This window comes from Nocardia sp. CA-119907 (assembly GCF_050955995.1).
Lineage (GTDB): Bacteria > Actinomycetota > Actinomycetes > Mycobacteriales > Mycobacteriaceae > Nocardia.
On the sequence record NZ_CP192091.1, the window covers coordinates 7,077,235 to 7,093,558 of the forward strand.

Below are 16,324 nucleotides of genomic sequence, written 5' to 3' on the forward strand. Positions count from 1 at the left end.
GTCGGCCGAGCTGCGTTGCGCCGTGGGCGAGCATGACAGACGTTGGTAAGTAAAAGCTGAGATCAGGAGGCGGATGTGACGCGCTGGTGGCAACGGCTATTCGGCGGGAACGAACCCGAATCGCTCGATCCGACCCGTTCCGATCTAGTAGTCGTCGCGGAGTGCTTCGATGACTCCGAGGCGTGTTCGACGACACTCGCGCGCGCCTCGGCTCTCGATCCGGACGCACCCGCACTGCTGCGCCACCACCTGCGGCTGCCACCCGAACAGGTCGCCGAGGTGTGCGGCATCGCCGCCCAGGACGGATACGCCGCGGCCCCACGCACCGCGAATCCGAGTCCGCACGAACTGGAATCGCTGATCCTGCAACGGGTCCAACTGCTCGACGCACTGCATTGTTCGCAGGAACGATCCAGGATGGTCGGTCTCGCACAGCGCCACGACGGCGTCGCGGATGGCTGGGATGCGCTGCAACCCGGTTCCGCGACCGCGCAGCAGTAACAACGTCTCGCCAACTAGGCTTTAGCGCGACAAACTGGTGCGCGAACCGGTGGTGACGGGAGAAGCGGATATGAGGGTGCGCAGCTGGCCCCAGGTGCTCGGGACCATCGCCGAAGGTGGCGATCTGGCGGCGGACGATACGGCATGGGTGATCAATGAGATCTTCACCGACAATGCCACGCAGGCTCAGATCGCCGCATTCGGTGTCGCGATGAAGATCAAGGGCCCGACTCCCACGGAACTGTCCGGAATGGCCGCCGGCATGCTCGGCCACGCCCGCCTGGTCCATGTCGACGGCGATGCGGTGGACATCGTCGGAACCGGCGGCGACCGATCCGGTTCGGTGAACATCTCGACGATGTCCTCGATCGTGGTCGCCTCGACCGGAGTCCCGGTGGTCAAGCACGGCAACCGCGCGGCCTCCTCGAAGAGCGGCGGCGCCGATGTGCTCGAGGCGTTGGGCGTGAAGCTGGCGCTCGGACCCGAGGCCGTGGCTCGCTGCGTGCGCGAGGTCGGCATCGGCTTCTGTTTCGCGCCGCTGTTCCACCCCGCGCTGCGCTTCGCCGGTCCGGCCCGCAAGGAGATCGGCATCCCCACCGTTTTCAATGTCCTCGGCCCGCTCACCAACCCGGCGCAACCGCGGGCCGGGCTGGTCGGCTGCGCATTTCCCGATCTGCTTCCGGTGATCGCCGGGGTCTTCGCCGAACGCGGCGCCAGCGCCATCGTGGTGCGCGGCAACGACGGCCTCGACGAGATCACCACCTCTGATACCACCGCCGCCTGGGTGGTGTCGGGCGGCAAACTGCGGGAGACGACCATCGACCCGACCCGCATCGGTATCGCCCGCGTGGATCTGGACGCGCTGCGCGGCGGCGACGCCGAAGTCAATGCGGGCGTCGCGCGCAGCGTATTCGCGGGTACCGCGGGCCCGGTGCGCGATGCGGTACTGCTCAACTCCGCCGCCGCCATCGTCGCCTACGAACTGTCGCGTGGCACCGGCGATCCCGACGCCGATGTGCACGACGCGCTGGCGGCGGGCATCGGACGCGCCGCAGAGGCCATTGACACGGGCAAATCCGCTGCCCTCCTCGACCGCTGGGCCAAACTCACCAATACCCTCGGCGACAACTGACCCGCGCCGGACACGCGCGCGGCGCATATCGTGCGTCACAGGTCAGGCACTATCCGGCCGCAGCGGTTACAGTGACGGCGGCAGCCGGCGTTGCCCCCGTGCTCGACGTCGGGCCTGCGCCGCCCGTCTCTAGCGGCTAGGGAGCACAGATATGAAGCGGGGCGTTTACGCGCTACTGGGCGTGCTGGCGATCGCGGCGACGATTGCCAACGGACCCGCCGCGAATGCGGCGCAGGGCAGCCTGGTCGTCAACGGCACCGTGTACCACGAGCCGTCCGGCTGTGTGCAGATCGGCGGGGGCGCCTCCCCCTTGGCCATCGAGAACCACACCGACGCCGCCGTCACCGTTTACCCCCTGGTCGGATGCAAAGGCGAAGCGAGCGCCGTGCTCCTCTCCGGTGCCTCCGGGACCTTCTCCGGTGCCTCCATCCTGGTCCCCTGAGCCGCGCTCCTGCTCATACGCGGACTCCTCGGATCCACGTATGCCCATGAGAAGTGCGGTTCCCGACCGCGGCCGCCGCAGTCATTCGCCCAGCGAGAAGCCCGCTTCGATATCGGCGCTGGAGTAGGACTTGAAGGCGATGTGGGTGGTTGTCCGCGCGACACCGGGGGTTTTGTCGATGCGGCCGGTCACGACCTCGGCGATCTGCTCGTGGTCGCGCACCCGCACGATCGCGATCAGGTCGACATCGCCCGCGCACGAATAGACCTCGGTGACGCCCTCGGTATCCGCGACCGCCTGCGCGGTCTCGGGAATGCGGGCGTTCTGGGCCTGGATCATCACGATCGCGGTAATCATGGCTGTCAGCCTAGGCGGTCGCCGCGCCGGTCCTCCCCGAGTTCGGCGTGCTGCTCCGGGAGGCGAGCGCGGGCGGCCGCATCGGCGAGCTCGGCCCACCCCGCCCAGCGCCCGGCCCCGCGGATCGGTTCGCCGTATCCCTCACTGGCGCGCACGATCCGGACGCCCGGACGCCCGAGCCACCGTGTGACCAGACCGACCTCCTCCGGTGCGGCGCCGCGCAGCGGCGGCGCCGGCTCCGGCAGCACGGTCTCCGCCGCCGCGACAATGCGTTCGATCACCGGCATGGGCGGCACACCCCGCACCGAGGTCCCCGCCCCCGCCAGCCGCCCGTACCGGATCACCGCGTACTCCCACCCGCCCGCACCATCGGGATGCGCCGCGATCAATTCGGCGATCCGCGCCACCGCGGACAGTCGCTGTGTGCGCTGCAGGGCGCGAACCACCGCGACGGTCCGGTCGCGCAACCGCGCGGCGGCCTCGAAATGTTCGGCGTGCGAATGGGTTTCGATACGGTCGAACATGGCACGCAGTGGCGCGTCCGAATGCCCGGCGAACAGCGCCCGAACACCCGCCGCGGCGGGTTCGTATTCCTCTCTATATATAGGACTGCCACCGACGGCCGCCGGACACCCGCCGACCACCGCGGGCGGGCACTCGTGGCGACCGTCGCGCGGCAGTCGCGTCGTACAGGTGCGCAGGCCGCTGTGCTCGGCGATGGTGAGCGCGACATCGTTGGCATCGGTCCGAGAAGAGAAGGGCCCCAACGCCTCCGCGGTCGGTGTGCGCACGATCGCGAATCTGGGGAACGGTTCCTCGGTCAGCGTGATCCACCAACCGCGCTTGGGAAATTTCGAGCGCCGGTTATAGGGCGGGGTATGCGCGACGATGAGTCGCAGTTCGCGCACCCCGGCCTCCAGCCCGTGTGCGCACACCACATGGTCGACCCGAATGGCAAGCGACACCATCTCTTTCATCCGGCCCCTGGTCTCGGATCCGGTGAAGTAGTTGCGCACCCGGCGACGCAAATTCACCGCCGTCCCTATATAGAGGACTTCGTCCGAGGGCCCGCGGAAGAGATAGACGCCGGGACTCGATGGCAGATCATTGGCGAGGACCCGTTTGGCACGTTGACGCGGCGTGACATTCGGCAGATAGTCGAGCAGTTCGGTCAGGCTGTGCACGCCCAGATTGCCGACCCGGCCGATGAGGGCGTGCAGCACGTCCACGGTGGCCCTCGCATCGTCGAGGGCGCGGTGGTTCGGCTGCGTGGCCGCACCGAGCAGCGGCGCGAGCGCGCCCAGTCGAACCGAGGGTGCCTCGTCGCGGGCGAGCACGCGCCGCGCCAACTTCACGGTGCACACCACCGGCCCGCTCGGCCATGGCGTATCCATGCGGGCCGCGGCGGCGCGCAGGAACGCCATATCGAAGCGAGCGTTGTGCGCGACGAGTACCGCGCCCTTGGCGAATTCGAGAAAACCCGGCAGCACCGCCTCGATCCGGGGCGCCTCGTAGACCATCGCGGTGGTGATCCCGGTGATCTGGACGATCGCGGGCGGGATGGCCCGCCCGGGGTTCACCAGCGTGGCGAACTCCCCCAACACCTCGCCGCCGCGTACCTTCACCGCGCCGATCTCGGTGATGGCATCGCCGTCCGGGCTGGTGCCCGTGGTTTCCAGGTCGACGACTACGAAGGTGGTGTCGTAGAGCGGCGTCTCGAGCTCGTCGAAGGCCAGCTGCCGTGCGGCGGCCTGGCGCGGCGTCGGATCGGGCACGGCGTGCAGCGTAGGGCCTCGGTACGACAGGAACGCCCGGGAACGCCACCTCGGATTTCGCCGTGGAAATACCGAATTGCACGGCGCGGATTTCGCTCCGATTCCCACAAAATGATCTAGAACACCAAAAAGTGATGCAGGTCACATTGTTTTCAAAATGGCATCAATCCGTCGGACACGCCCGGGTGTTCGATGTCGACACCCTCGGCGCGCTGCGGCCGGGACCGACAAGGAGACCGATCGGTTCGACATGCCCGGTCGATAGCAGCTCGATATACCTTTCTGACCTGGGAAAATTCCGGCAAACACCGCGTCTGAGACAGGCTGCCGTCACTTGGCGGCCACCTCGATAGCAACACCGACACACTCGGATAATGGCCGGTCGTTATTGTTTCGTGATTGCTGTGACAGATCTCGCACATAATCCGCGGCAAATTTGTTGAGCATCGCCATTTCGGATCCCTTCGACTTTACAAACCACCGTGATGTGTTCGTAACCTTTTCGAGACCTCACGGAGTCCGGCGCACCACCCGACGGTGTCCGAACAGAAGTCCGCTGCACCACCGGGTGCGGCGTCGTGGGGCAGATTGGGAGAACCGCACCATGGCGACCAACACCGTCAAGCGACATGCACAGCGTGCCGTCGCGGCCGGAGCCGTCGGAGCTGCCACGCTCGGCGCCCTCCTGCTGCCCGCCGCGCCCGCATCGGCCCAGCCGGTCACCATCCCCGGCGTCGGCACGTTCGATGTTCCGAACGAGATCCCGATCCCGCAGGGTATCCCTGGCATCGAGGTGCCCGGCGCCCCGGCGCCGCTGCCCTTCCTGGCTCCCAAGAAGTCCCTCGGCGATGTCGCACTCGACGCCGCGATGAGCAAGATCGGCGCCCCATACGTCTACGGCGCCGCGGGCCCGAACGCCTTCGACTGCTCCGGCCTGGTCAAGTGGTCCTATGAGCAGGCGGGCCTGGAGCTGCCGCGCACCAGCGGTGAGCAGCTCGCCGCCGGCGCCCCGGTCTCGCTCGACGATCTGCAGCCCGGCGACCTGGTGTCGTTCTACGGCGGCAGCCACTCCGGCCTGTACGCCGGTGACGGCAATGTCGTCCACGCCTCCACCTCCGGCACTCCGGTGAAGCTCGCGCCGATCTCCTCGATGCCGGTCGCGGGTGCTCGCCGCTTCTGAGCGACCCTTCCGATCTCCGCGCCCGGCCGTCCCGACGGCCGGGCGTCCGGATGGCATAGGTGATCGTTTTGTGGCCCACTGGACACGGACCTACGCCATTCCGTAACCTAATCGAGACCTTCCCGGGTTGCGGCGTCCGCGGCAAAACGTTGCCGCAGCTCACGGAGGCGAGACGTCGCTTCACGAGAGAAACGGGGCCTGGCGCGCTGTGACACATCACCGGAGACATCGCACGAAACGTCTGGTGGGAGGGGCATTAGCGGCGGGAGTCCTGGCCGCGGCACTCCACAGCGGCAGTCCAGCCGGGGCCGATCCGGCCGCCCTGCCGACCACCGCCGGCGAGGCCGTGCAGCGCATGATCGACCTGTCGCGCGAATCCGAACAGCTCAATCAACAGGCACTCGGCGCGCAGGCCGATCTCGACACCAAACTCGCCGCCCTGCACGACGCCGACGCCACACTCGCGGCGGCCACCCAGACCGCCGATGCGGCCCGCGACGAAGTCCGCAAGTTCCAGCCGATCATCGATCGCACCGTGATCGCCGCCTATCAGGGCGCACGCACCAACCGGCTCTCCGCCGTCCTGCTGAGCGATTCACCGCAGCGTCTGCTCGACCAGATGTCCACCATCGACGTGATCTCGGCGAAGAACTCCGAACAGCTCAATCTCTATAGGCGGGCCACCGCGGCCGCGACCGAGGCGGAGAAGTCCGCGCGCACCGCCGCCGACACCGCCCGCGCCGCCTCCGATAAGGCCGACCAGGTGCGCGCCGATCTCGAGCGCAAGCGGTCCTTCCTGTCGGGGTCGATCGCGCAGGTGGTCGAGGCGTGGGGTCAGTTGTCCACCAAGGACAAATCGGCATTGGCCGGATCGCCCTTCCCACCCGGATTCGATACCGACACCCTGCTGCGCGGCCTGGTTCCCGGCAGTGGCACCAGTGCGCTGGCCGCCGGACTCACCCGCATCGGTGACCCATATGTCTGGGGCGCGACCGGACCACACCAGTTCGACTGCTCCGGACTCGTGCAGTGGGCCTTCAAACAGGTCGGCAAGGATGTGCCGCGGACCAGTTCCCAGCAGGCCACCTACGGCACTCCGGTGGACAAGAGCGATCTGCAGCCCGGCGATGTCGTGTTCTTCTACTCCGATATCTCCCATGTCGGCATCTACGCGGGCAATGGACTCATGCTGCACGCGTCGACGTTCGGCGTTCCGGTGGCCGTCGCCCCCCTGGGGTCGACGCCTTATCACTCGGCTCGGCGATACTGATCAGCTATGAGTAGCTTGCGGCGCGCTCGCACGTGGTTGTTCGTGCGGCGACGCTTCCAATTCGTGGCCACTGTCGCAATGGTGATCGTGCTGACCGGCACCTGTGGCGCACTGCTGTTGGTCCCGAATTGGGTACTGCCGAAATTGCATGCGGCCCAGCCGACTTCGGTCGGCAGTCTGCGCGCCGCGGCCGATGACGATACGCGCCTGACCGCGATCCGCCGGACTCTCGAACCCTTCGGACAGCTCGTCACCGAACAGGTGCCGACCGGGAACGACCAGCAGTCACTGGTCGTCGGTCATCCCGCGCAACGGGCCGAAATCGATATCCTCGCCGGCGAACTCGCCACCGCGACCACGGCCGTCACCGGCGTCTGGGGTGCGGGCTGGACCCAGTCCGCGCTGGTGGTGGTCGCATCGAATCCGTCGGAGTTCGCCGCGCTGGTGCGTTCGACGAATATGCCCGCCGATGTCGCCGCGGCCTCGGTCGCCGACCCCTTCGTGCCGGGCGCCCAGCCAACCGGACAGCGCGTCGTGTTCAGCGCCGACGCCGGACGCCGCCTCGACAGCGACGGCCTGCGCACCCTGCTGCGTCACGAACTCACCCACATCGCGACCCGCGCCCAGACCGTGGACGGCGCACCGCAGTGGATGCTCGAGGGCTTCGCCGAATTCGTGGCCCACCTCGGCACCGGACATCGCTTCGCCGATATCGCGCCGACGGTGGCCACCCGGGTCCGCGCCGGCGATATCCCGCCCGATCTCCCGGCCGACGCCGATTTCGCCGGAACCGGCGCCGTCGCCGCCTATGAGCTGGGCTGGTCGGTCTGCGCATTCGTGGCCGACAAGTTCGACCAACCGCGCCTGGTAGAGCTCTACCGTCGCATCGCCGCGGGCAAACAGGACCCCGCCAGCGAGGACCGCATCATGCGCGAGGTCCTCGGCACCAGCCGCACCGACCTGGTCGCCGACTGGCGAAACTGGTTGTCGGCACACGCCGCTTGAGTCGGCCCGTTACCACACTCCCGACCCCACGGAGCGAGTCGTACGAGCGACCCGTTCGCAGCCCATCTCACGCTCGCGCCACAAAAAGGGGCCGCGCCGCAAGCACACGTCTCAGCCGCAGGACCGGTATCCATCCGGTACCGAACCTTCCCGCCCGAGCCGACCACCACGGAGCGAGTCTTACGAGCGACCGTTCGCAGCCCGTCTCACGCCCGCGCCATGGAAGGGCGTGCGCCGCAAGCACACGTCTCAGCCGCGTGATCGGTATCCATCCGGTACCGAACCTTCCCGCCCGAGCCGACCACCACGGAGCGAGTCTTATGAGCGACCCTTCCCAGCCCGTCTCACGCCCGCGCCATGGAAGGGCGTGCGCCGCAAGCACACGTCTCAGCCGCGTGATCGGTATCCATCCGGTACCGAACCTTCCCGCCCGAGCCGACCACCACGGAGCGAGTCTTATGAGCGACCCTTCCCAGCCCGTCTCACGCCCGCGCCATGGAAGGGCATGCGCCGCAAGCACACGTCTCAGCCGCGTGATCGGTATCCATCCGGTGCCGAACCTTCCCGCCCGAGCCGACCACCACGGAGCGAGTCTTACGAGCGACCGTTCGCGGCCCGTCTCGCGTCCGAGTCGTCGAAGCGCATGCGACGAAGTCGCGAGTCTCGACGGCTCGGACGCGAGACATCAGGGGGCCGCGAACACGCAGCGCCGCAGGCGCTGCAAATAGACACAGCGCCGAAGGCGCGGCAAATCCAACACAGTAGTTTGTTCGCATGGCCCGAACTCTGCTGGTTACCAATGATTTCCCGCCGCGGCCGGGCGGTATCCAGTCGTATCTGCAGGCGCTGGCCGGTGAGCTGCCGCCCGATGATCTGGTTGTCTACGCTCCGCGGTGGCGCGGCGACAGTCATCTGAAATTCGATGCTAAGCAGAAGTTCCAGGTGGTTCGCCACCCCACCACGCTGATGCTGCCGACCCCGCTGGTGTTGCGGCGCGCGGCGCGACTGCTGCGCGGTGAGAACTGCGACACCGTGTGGTTCGGTGCCGCGGCGCCGCTCGCCTTGCTCTCGCCGATGCTGCGGCGCGCGGGCGCGACCCGGATTCTGGCCAGTACCCACGGGCACGAGGTCGGCTGGTCGATGCTGCCGGGCGCGCGGCAGGCGCTGCGCGTGATCGGCGAGCACACCGATGTCGTCACCTATGTCAGCCGGTATACGCGCGGCCGGTTCGCCTCGGCGTTCGGCCCCGATGCCGCGCTCGAATATCTGCCGCCGGGTGTCGATACCGAGGTGTTCCGGCCGGATCCGGCCGCGCGTGCGGAGCTGCGCGAGCGCTATGGCCTCGGCGATCGGCCGACCATCCTGTGCCTGTCCCGGCTGGTTCCGCGCAAGGGACAGGACGCGTTGATCATCGCCATGCGCGAGATCCGCGACCGCATCCCCGGTGCGGTGCTGGTGGTCGCGGGCGGTGGACCGTACGAGGACAAGTTGCACGCTCTCGCTGTGGCTCTCGGTGTCGCCGAGGACGTGGTCTTCACCGGCCGGGTCCCGTCCAGCGAACTGGCCGCCCACCACACGCTGGCCGATGTGTTCGCGATGCCGAGCCGGACCCGAGGGGCCGGGCTCGATGTCGAGGGTCTCGGCATTGTGTACCTGGAGGCGTCAGCATCCGGCGTGCCGGTGGTCGCCGGGCGTTCGGGCGGTGCGCCGGAGACCGTGCTGGAGGGCAAGACCGGCCGCGTTGTCGATGGACGCAATACCACCGAGATCGCCAATGCCATCGTCGACATCCTGTCCGATCGCGACGCCGCCGCGCAGATGGGTGCGGCGGGGCGCCAATGGGTCGAGGAGCAGTGGCGCTGGGACAGCCTGGGCGCGCGGTTGCGTCAGCTGCTGCAATAAGGTGGCGGCGGCCTACGGTCCAGCGCTGTTATCTACTACAGTCGGGCTGTGAGTGAGCGAAGCGAGCGAACCATGTGTGCCCTGCGCATGGCGGAGCCGAGCGTCCGCGAGGTGCAGCCGTGAGAGAGCGCAGCGAACGAACCATGTGCCAGCGCGCTCTGCGCACGGCGGAGCCGAGCGTCAGCGAGGTGCAGCCGTGAGAGAGCGCAGCGAACGAACCATGTGCCAGCGCGCTCTGCGCACGGCGGAGCCGAGCGTCAGCGAGGTGCAGCCGTGAGCAGCATTCAGGTCGCGGATCAGACGTTCGTCGCCGCCCCGGGTGGCGCGGTCGCCGAGATCTTGTCGGGCACGAACAATTGGCGCCGCTGGTGGCCGGACCTCGACCTCGAGGTCCGGGAAGACCGGGCCGACAAGGGGATTCGCTGGACGGTCACCGGTGCACTGACCGGGACCATGGAAGTATGGCTGGAGCCCGCACTGGACGGGGTGATCCTGCACTACTTCCTGCACGCCGAACCGAAGGCGCCGACCCGCGATCCGGCCGCCGCCAATCGGGCCCGCCGGGTGGCGGGCAAGACGATGTCGTTCGAGATCAAGGCCAGGCTGGAGGCGGGCCGCGCGGCGGGTGTCGCACCGGCCCACACCACCGCCCGCTGACGCACACAACTACAGCAGAGCAGCTGAAAGGAATCGTTGTCCGCCATGGCCGACAGGACTCAGAGGTCGATCATCATCGACGCACCGTCGCAGCGGGTGATGTCCGTCATCGCCGATCTGGAGTCCTACCCGGAGTGGGTCTCGGCGGCGAAATCGGTTGAGGTACTGGAGAAAAGCCCCGACGGCCGGGCGCGTACCGCGCGCTTCGTGCTGGACGCCGGAGTCGTCAAGGACACCTACGTGCTGTCCTATACCTGGCGGCCGGACAACAAATCGGTCAGCTGGACGCTGATCAGCGGCGATCTGCAGAAGGCGCAGGACGGCACCTACGAACTCATCGACCAGCCCGACGGCACCACCGAGGTGACCTACGAGCTCACCGTCGACCTGAACATCCCGATGATCGGCATGTTCAAGCGCAAGGCGGAGAAGGTGATCACCGATACCGCACTCAAGGAACTGAAGAAACGGGTCGAAGGCTGATCACGCACACGCCCGAGGCAGCCGGGACCCGGGTCGAACTGTTCATCGGCAAGGGCGGGGTCGGCAAGACGACATTGGCCTGCGCCACCGCCATGGCCTACGCACGGGGTGGTCAGCGGGTGCTGGTGGCCTCGTTGGATCAGGCGCATTCGCTCGGTGACGCGCTCGGCTTCCGATTTCCGCACGATCCCGGCACCGTGGCCGGCATCGCCGGCGTGCTCCCCGGACTCGATGTGATCGAGGTCGATTCCCTTGCGCTGCTGGAGGATCGGTTCCGCGAGGTGGTGCGGATGCTGGCCACCGGAACCGGCCACGAGCACGGCGTCGACCTGGCCGCGCTGGATCCGGCCGAACTGACCGGACTGCCCGGCGTGCAGGAATTGCTGATGCTGGTGGAGATCACCCAGTTCGTCCAGGAGGACGACTGGGATGTGATCGTCGTCGACTGCCCGCCGTCGGCGGATATGTTGCGCATCATCACCGCACCGGAAACCCTGCTCGGCTATACGGAGCGGGTGTGGCCGCAGCACGCGAGGGCGCTGAGCGCGGTGAGCACCGATCTGCGCCGCGCGGTGCTCGCCACCACGATCGAACGAATCGTCAAGGCGGTGACCGAGGTGCGCGATCTGCTCGCCGATCACGCCCGCACCGGCGCGCGGCTGATCACCGTCGCCGAACAGGTGGCCATCGCCGAATCGGAGCGGGTGCGTTCAGCCGCGGCGCTGCTCGGTCTGCGCTTGGACGCGGTGGTGGTGAACAAGGTGCTGCCCGCCACGCCGCCGCCGACCGCACTGGAGGTCGCCTCCCATCCGGCGGTGCAGTGGTATCTCAATCGGCGCGCCGAACAGTTGGACGTGGTGAACCGGCTGCAACGGGGTATGAATGGAACGCGGGTGCTGATCGCCCAGCACACCGGGCCCGAACCGGTCGGGCTCACCTCCCTGGCCGCCCTGTCGTACGCGATGGACTCGGGCGAGCGGTTAGACACCGACCCCGGGCTGCGCGACAATCCGGCGGAGGTTCGCACAAGTTCCGGCCAGCCGGTGGTTCGATTGGAGTCGGGCACCGGTCTGCATTCGGTGTACGCGATGCGGATGCACCTGCCCGTCGTCGATGCGGCGACGCTGCGACTGGGACGAGTGGAGGACGATTTGATCGTGGGAGCGGACGGGGTCCGGCGCCGGGTGCGCCTGGCTCCGGTATTGCGGCGGTGCACGGTCGATGGCGCCGAACTCGATCACGGCTATCTGGTCGTGCGTTTCCGTCCGGACCCGGAGGCGTGGCCGGTATGACCGATCCGAGCGGCGGCCAGGCGGATGGCCGGCCAGGCAGTGCCGATCCCGATGACGGCCTCGGCGAATTCGCCGCGGAGTTGAAACTGCTCGCGGAGGCGGTGCTGGAGCGGGTCGAGCCGGCGCTGCGCCGAGCCGCCGATGGACAGCCGGACTGGTCGAGCTGCAGTTGGTGCCCGGTGTGCGCGGCGGCCGCACTGGTGCGCGGTGAGCACCACGATGTGCTCGCGGTGGTGGCCGATCACGGCACCGCAATCGTCACGGTGCTGCGCGAGGCGCTGGCCGGGGTGCCGGTCGATCCGGTCATGCCCGATGACGGTGTACCGCACGATCATTCGGCCGTCGTCGAGCAGAACGGGGGCGCACCGGCAGCGGCCGAGGCGAATCCCCGCGCACACTCGACCCCGGGCGGGCGCGAGCGGGCCCGCTACGTCGGCATCCCCGTGACGATCAAGGCATGACCGCGCGAGTAGCAGATGCGCGACCGCTGACCGTCGGAATCGACGTCGGCGGCACCAACATTCGCGCATCGGTGGTCGACGGCGACGGCGAGGTACTCGACACCGTTGTCGCCCCGACGCCGCATTCGGCGCGGGCATTGGAGAACGCGCTGGACCGCGCGGTCCGCGAGCTATGTCGCAGACACCCGATCGGCGCGGTCGGTCTGGCGGTGGCCGGGTTCATCAACGGCGATCGCTCGACGGTGCGCTTCGCACCGCACCTACCGTGGCAGGATGCCCCGGTCGCGCAGCGGCTCACCGAACGTCTCGAACTGCCGGTGATCCTGGAGCACGACGCCAATGCCGCCATGTGGGCCGAGTACCGGTTCGGCGCGGCGGCGGGCGGACACAATTCGGTGCTGGTTGCGATCGGCACCGGCATCGGCGCGGCGCTGCTGATCGACGGCGAACTGTATCGGGGCACCCATGGCGTCGCACCCGAACTCGGACATCTGCAGGTGGTGCCGCAGGGCCGGGCCTGCCCGTGCGGTAAGCGCGGCTGCTGGGAAAGGTACTGCAGCGGAACGGCTCTGGTCGATACCGCGATCGAGATGCTGGCCACCGATCCGGTGCATTCGACGGTGCTGGCGCGCGAGGTGCTGCGCGATCCCGGCTCGCTGACCGGACGCCGAGTGGCCGGGGCGGCACAGGACGGCGACCCCCTTGCCGTGGCGGTCATGGCCGATTTCGCGCGGTGGCTCGGGCTCGGGCTGGCCTTCGTCAGCGATATTTTCGATCCCGGACTGATCGTGATCGCCGGTGGCGTCAGCAGTTCGGCGGGTCTGTTCCTGGACGAGGCCCGCGAGGAATACGCGCAGGCGATCACCGGCGCCGGCCATCGGCCGCTGGCCCGGATCCGCACCACCCAACTCGGTGAGGCGGCGGGCATGATCGGCGCGGCGGAACTCGCCAGAGCCACCCTCGTCGACACCGGACGCGGCCGATCGTGGGCCGCGCGTTCCACCCACTGAGCGGTCGGATATCAGCACTCGAGAACATGTGGTGAGATACACCGCTCCGCTTGGATGTGATCTGTAACCGACGGTAAAGTCGGCAACTGACGGTTGTACCCGTAAACGATCCCGGCCGCGGGGGTTAGGACGCCATGCTCTACTGGATGCTGAAGTACCTGTTCCCAGGACCGTTCATGCACCTCTACAACCGTCCGACAGTCGAAGGCGTGGAACACATTCCCGCCGACGGGCCCGCCATTCTGGCCGGGAACCACCTGTCCTTCTCGGACTGGTTGTTCGCGCCACTGATGAGCCCGCGCCGCATCAGCTACCTGGCCAAGGCCGAGTACTTCAACACCCCCGGCTTCAAGGGTCGGCTGCAGAAGTTCTTCTTCAGCGCCACCGGCCAGTACCCGATCGACCGCAGCGGTGCCAGTGCGGCCGAGGACGCTCTCATCGCCGCCCGCAAACTGCTCGACAAGGGCCACCTCGTCGGCCTCTACCCGGAGGGCACCCGCTCCCCCGACGGCCGCCTCTACAAGGGCAAGACCGGTCTGGCGCGGCTCGCTCTCGAAACCGGTGTCCCCGTCATTCCGGTCGCCGTCATCGGCACCTTCGAGGTCTGCCCGCCCGGCCCGTTCCGCTGGCGCCGCCACCAGGTCACCGTCAAATTCGGTGCCCCCATCGACTTCTCCCGCTACGAGGGCATGGGCGGCAACCGCTTCGTCGAACGTGCCGTCACCGACGAGGTCATGTACGAACTCATGCAACTCGGCGGCCAGGAATACGTCGACGTCTACGCGGCCAGCCTGAAGAAGGGCGTCCCGTCCGGCTCCGCCCCCGAGGCCACCCGCATCCCGGAGACCGCGGCCAGCTAGTCCGGGCCAACCGGGTTCCGGGCCGGGCGCGCACCGATACGGCCACTCGACGGATATCGTTGAGTCGTGACGGTGCGCGCAAAAATTTGCGGTATCAGGTCCGAGCACGATCTGCGGATTGCGCTGAACGCCGGTGCCGACGCCATCGGATTCATCTCGGGGATCACCCATTTCAGCGAGGACGCCCTCGACGCCGAGCGCGCCGCCGAGTTGTCGCGCCTGGCTCCGCCGTACGTCACTCGGGTCCTTGTCACCCATCTGGAAGACGCCGCCGCGATCGTCGACCTCGCCGACCGGGTGGGTGTGGACGCGATCCAGGTGCACGGGCTCGTCTCGATCGACACGGTTCGCGAGGTTCGCAAGACCTCGGTTGGGCGCAAGATCATCAAGGCGGTGCATGTCACCGGCCCTGAAGCGGTCGACGCCGCGCGTTCGGTCGCACCGGATTGTGATGCGGTGCTGCTCGATTCGCGCACCGCGGACCGTCTGGGCGGTACCGGACTGACTCACGACTGGTCGGTGAGCGCGGCCGTGGTGACCGCACTACACGAACTCGGCTGCCCGGTCGTGCTCGCCGGAGGGCTCGGCCCGGACAATGTCGCCGACGCCATCGCGCTTGTGCGTCCCTTCGCGGTGGACGCCAATAGCGGGGTCGAAACAGCCACCGGCGATAAGCAACCCGATGCGTGCGCGGCCTTCGTGACGGCGGCGCACCGGTCACCTGGGTCATTCGCATTCCCAGCCCCACAGCCATGAGCACGAGCGGCCCGGGCGACCGAGGTCGCGGCGGTGACGCGGCTGCCGTACCAGGATTTCCGCTCACCCTTCCGGCCGCATCTGCCGAATGGGCCGTGCTGGTACCGAGGTTGCCGTTCATGGGTTGTTGCGGCGCAGCGGATTCGGCGCGCGGGGATGCGACGGAACGATCTCGGCAACATTCGAGCGGGCCGCGTGTAGTAGGGGCACAATCAGCGGGGTAAGTGTTCCGGGTGCGGTAGGTGCGGGGTCCGGCGGTGGCAGCGGCCTCGCAAGACGAGCTAGGGGCCACGAATGTCCGAGGCAGGGACGGATCTGTTGTTATCGCTGGCGGTGGCCGCGGCACATCAGCTCGGGTATTCCTGCCGGGTGGCGAACGCCGATGACGTGATGCTGTCCGGGCCCGCGGGGGATGTCATGGTCGGATTGACGAATTTGCGGCGGATGGCGGCCGATGAGCCGCCGGATCAGTGGCCCGCGTTGGTGGCGGACTATCTCAGTACCGGCCTGGTCGATCTGGAGATCGATCGCGATCCGCTCGATACCGGGAATTTCGCGATGATGCGGGGGCTGATCCGGACTCGGCTGTACTCCGGGCAGGGCGGGACACCGGATGTGGTGCACCGCGAGGTCGCGCCCGGACTGGTCCAGCGGGTGCTGATCGATCAGGTGCACACCATGGCGCCGATCACCTATCCGATGCTGCGGCAGTGGCCGATCGACGAATGCGACCTGTTCATCCTCGCCGAACAGAACACCCGCGCGGACGGTCCGCTGGAGGCGATCACCCATCGGATCGATGCGCCGATGTCCGACGGTGTCGAGATCACCATGCTGAGCGGCATCTCCGACTACATCACCGCGCACGCGCGCTGGCTGGACGAGTATCCGGTGGTCGGACCGGCGGGGTCGGTATTCGCGGTGCCGTCCCAGCGCCAGATCTACGCGCATCCGGTGGCGAATCTCGACGTCGTGCGGGCCACCACGGTGCTCGCGCAGGTCGCTGTGCTCGACTACGCCCAGCGCCCGTGGCCGGTCAGCCAGGACGTCTACTGGTGGCACGACCGCACCATCGAACTGGCCGCCACCACCGAGCACACCGGTGAAGCACTCTGCATCTACCCCTCGGACAGCTTCCTCTCCGCGCTGAACGAACTCCCCTCCTGAGCCCTCGACGCCGAGATCTGCGTCACTCACCCATCCGCCGAAGTGCACTCCTATCAGGCACTCGAGTTCCGGCA

At 67.9% G+C, this 16,324-nt stretch carries 17 protein-coding genes; 15 read left to right on the forward strand and 2 right to left on the reverse strand.

Features of this window, described 5'->3' with window-relative positions:
• Positions 1-75 precede the first annotated feature (75 nt).
• The 3 genes from ACQP2D_RS31595 to ACQP2D_RS31605 all read left to right on the forward strand — a co-directional run bounded on the left by ACQP2D_RS31595 (position 76) and on the right by ACQP2D_RS31605 (position 2,075).
• A complete protein-coding gene (locus tag ACQP2D_RS31595) occupies positions 76-501 on the forward strand; it encodes a hypothetical protein (RefSeq protein ID WP_433679561.1) in 426 nt (141 codons plus the stop codon).
• Between the two features lie 70 nt (positions 502-571).
• Complete coding sequence (trpD, locus tag ACQP2D_RS31600; RefSeq protein WP_433679562.1) at positions 572-1,633, forward strand: anthranilate phosphoribosyltransferase; 1,062 nt, start codon at positions 572-574, stop codon at positions 1,631-1,633.
• A gap of 151 nt (positions 1,634-1,784) precedes the next feature.
• Positions 1,785-2,075 (forward strand): hypothetical protein, encoded by a 291-nt coding sequence (locus ACQP2D_RS31605; RefSeq protein WP_433679563.1) that lies wholly within the window; start codon positions 1,785-1,787, stop codon positions 2,073-2,075.
• A gap of 81 nt (positions 2,076-2,156) precedes the next feature.
• Here the strand turns inward: ACQP2D_RS31605 and ACQP2D_RS31610 are convergent, their stop codons facing one another.
• Positions 2,157-2,432: an Lrp/AsnC family transcriptional regulator gene (locus tag ACQP2D_RS31610; RefSeq protein ID WP_433679564.1), complete on the reverse strand. Its 276-nt coding sequence runs from the start codon at positions 2,430-2,432 to the stop codon at positions 2,157-2,159.
• Between the two features lie 5 nt (positions 2,433-2,437).
• Complete coding sequence (locus ACQP2D_RS31615) at positions 2,438-4,207, reverse strand: DEDD exonuclease domain-containing protein (RefSeq protein ID WP_433679565.1); 1,770 nt, start codon at positions 4,205-4,207, stop codon at positions 2,438-2,440.
• Between the two features lie 604 nt (positions 4,208-4,811).
• On the opposite strand from ACQP2D_RS31615, the gene ACQP2D_RS31620 reads away from it, so the two are divergent.
• The 12 genes from ACQP2D_RS31620 (at position 4,812) to ACQP2D_RS31675 (ending at position 16,250) form a co-directional block, all read left to right on the forward strand.
• Complete coding sequence (locus ACQP2D_RS31620) at positions 4,812-5,387, forward strand: C40 family peptidase (protein ID WP_433679566.1); 576 nt, start codon at positions 4,812-4,814, stop codon at positions 5,385-5,387.
• Between the two features lie 244 nt (positions 5,388-5,631).
• Positions 5,632-6,657, forward strand: coding sequence for an NlpC/P60 family protein (locus tag ACQP2D_RS31625; protein ID WP_433679567.1), 1,026 nt, complete (start codon positions 5,632-5,634; stop codon positions 6,655-6,657).
• Positions 6,658-6,720: 63 nt separating this feature from the next.
• Positions 6,721-7,662 (forward strand): hypothetical protein, encoded by a 942-nt coding sequence (locus ACQP2D_RS31630; protein ID WP_433679568.1) that lies wholly within the window; start codon positions 6,721-6,723, stop codon positions 7,660-7,662.
• Positions 7,663-8,436: 774 nt separating this feature from the next.
• The gene (locus ACQP2D_RS31635) at positions 8,437-9,564 is read left to right on the forward strand and encodes a glycosyltransferase family 4 protein (protein ID WP_433679569.1); all 1,128 of its coding nucleotides are present in this window, start codon (positions 8,437-8,439) and stop codon (positions 9,562-9,564) included.
• Between the two features lie 273 nt (positions 9,565-9,837).
• On the forward strand, positions 9,838-10,221 hold the full coding sequence (locus tag ACQP2D_RS31640) for a polyketide cyclase / dehydrase and lipid transport (RefSeq protein WP_433679570.1): 384 nt from the start codon (positions 9,838-9,840) through the stop codon (positions 10,219-10,221).
• 45 nt (positions 10,222-10,266) lie between these two features.
• Positions 10,267-10,704 (forward strand): SRPBCC family protein, encoded by a 438-nt coding sequence (locus ACQP2D_RS31645; protein ID WP_433679571.1) that lies wholly within the window; start codon positions 10,267-10,269, stop codon positions 10,702-10,704.
• Between the two features lie 38 nt (positions 10,705-10,742).
• The gene (locus ACQP2D_RS31650) at positions 10,743-11,996 is read left to right on the forward strand and encodes an ArsA family ATPase (protein ID WP_433685824.1); all 1,254 of its coding nucleotides are present in this window, start codon (positions 10,743-10,745) and stop codon (positions 11,994-11,996) included.
• A complete protein-coding gene (locus tag ACQP2D_RS31655; protein WP_433679572.1) occupies positions 11,993-12,457 on the forward strand; it encodes a hypothetical protein in 465 nt (154 codons plus the stop codon). Before ACQP2D_RS31650 ends, ACQP2D_RS31655 begins: the two co-directional genes overlap by 4 nt.
• Positions 12,454-13,467 (forward strand): ROK family protein, encoded by a 1,014-nt coding sequence (locus ACQP2D_RS31660; RefSeq protein WP_433679573.1) that lies wholly within the window; start codon positions 12,454-12,456, stop codon positions 13,465-13,467. Before ACQP2D_RS31655 ends, ACQP2D_RS31660 begins: the two co-directional genes overlap by 4 nt.
• Before the next feature lie 134 nt (positions 13,468-13,601).
• Positions 13,602-14,327: a lysophospholipid acyltransferase family protein gene (locus ACQP2D_RS31665; RefSeq protein ID WP_433679574.1), complete on the forward strand. Its 726-nt coding sequence runs from the start codon at positions 13,602-13,604 to the stop codon at positions 14,325-14,327.
• A 66-nt stretch (positions 14,328-14,393) separates the two neighbouring features.
• Positions 14,394-15,083, forward strand: coding sequence for a phosphoribosylanthranilate isomerase (locus ACQP2D_RS31670; protein WP_433679575.1), 690 nt, complete (start codon positions 14,394-14,396; stop codon positions 15,081-15,083).
• A gap of 294 nt (positions 15,084-15,377) precedes the next feature.
• Positions 15,378-16,250 (forward strand): hypothetical protein, encoded by an 873-nt coding sequence (locus ACQP2D_RS31675; RefSeq protein ID WP_433679576.1) that lies wholly within the window; start codon positions 15,378-15,380, stop codon positions 16,248-16,250.
• Positions 16,251-16,324: the final 74 nt, after the last annotated feature.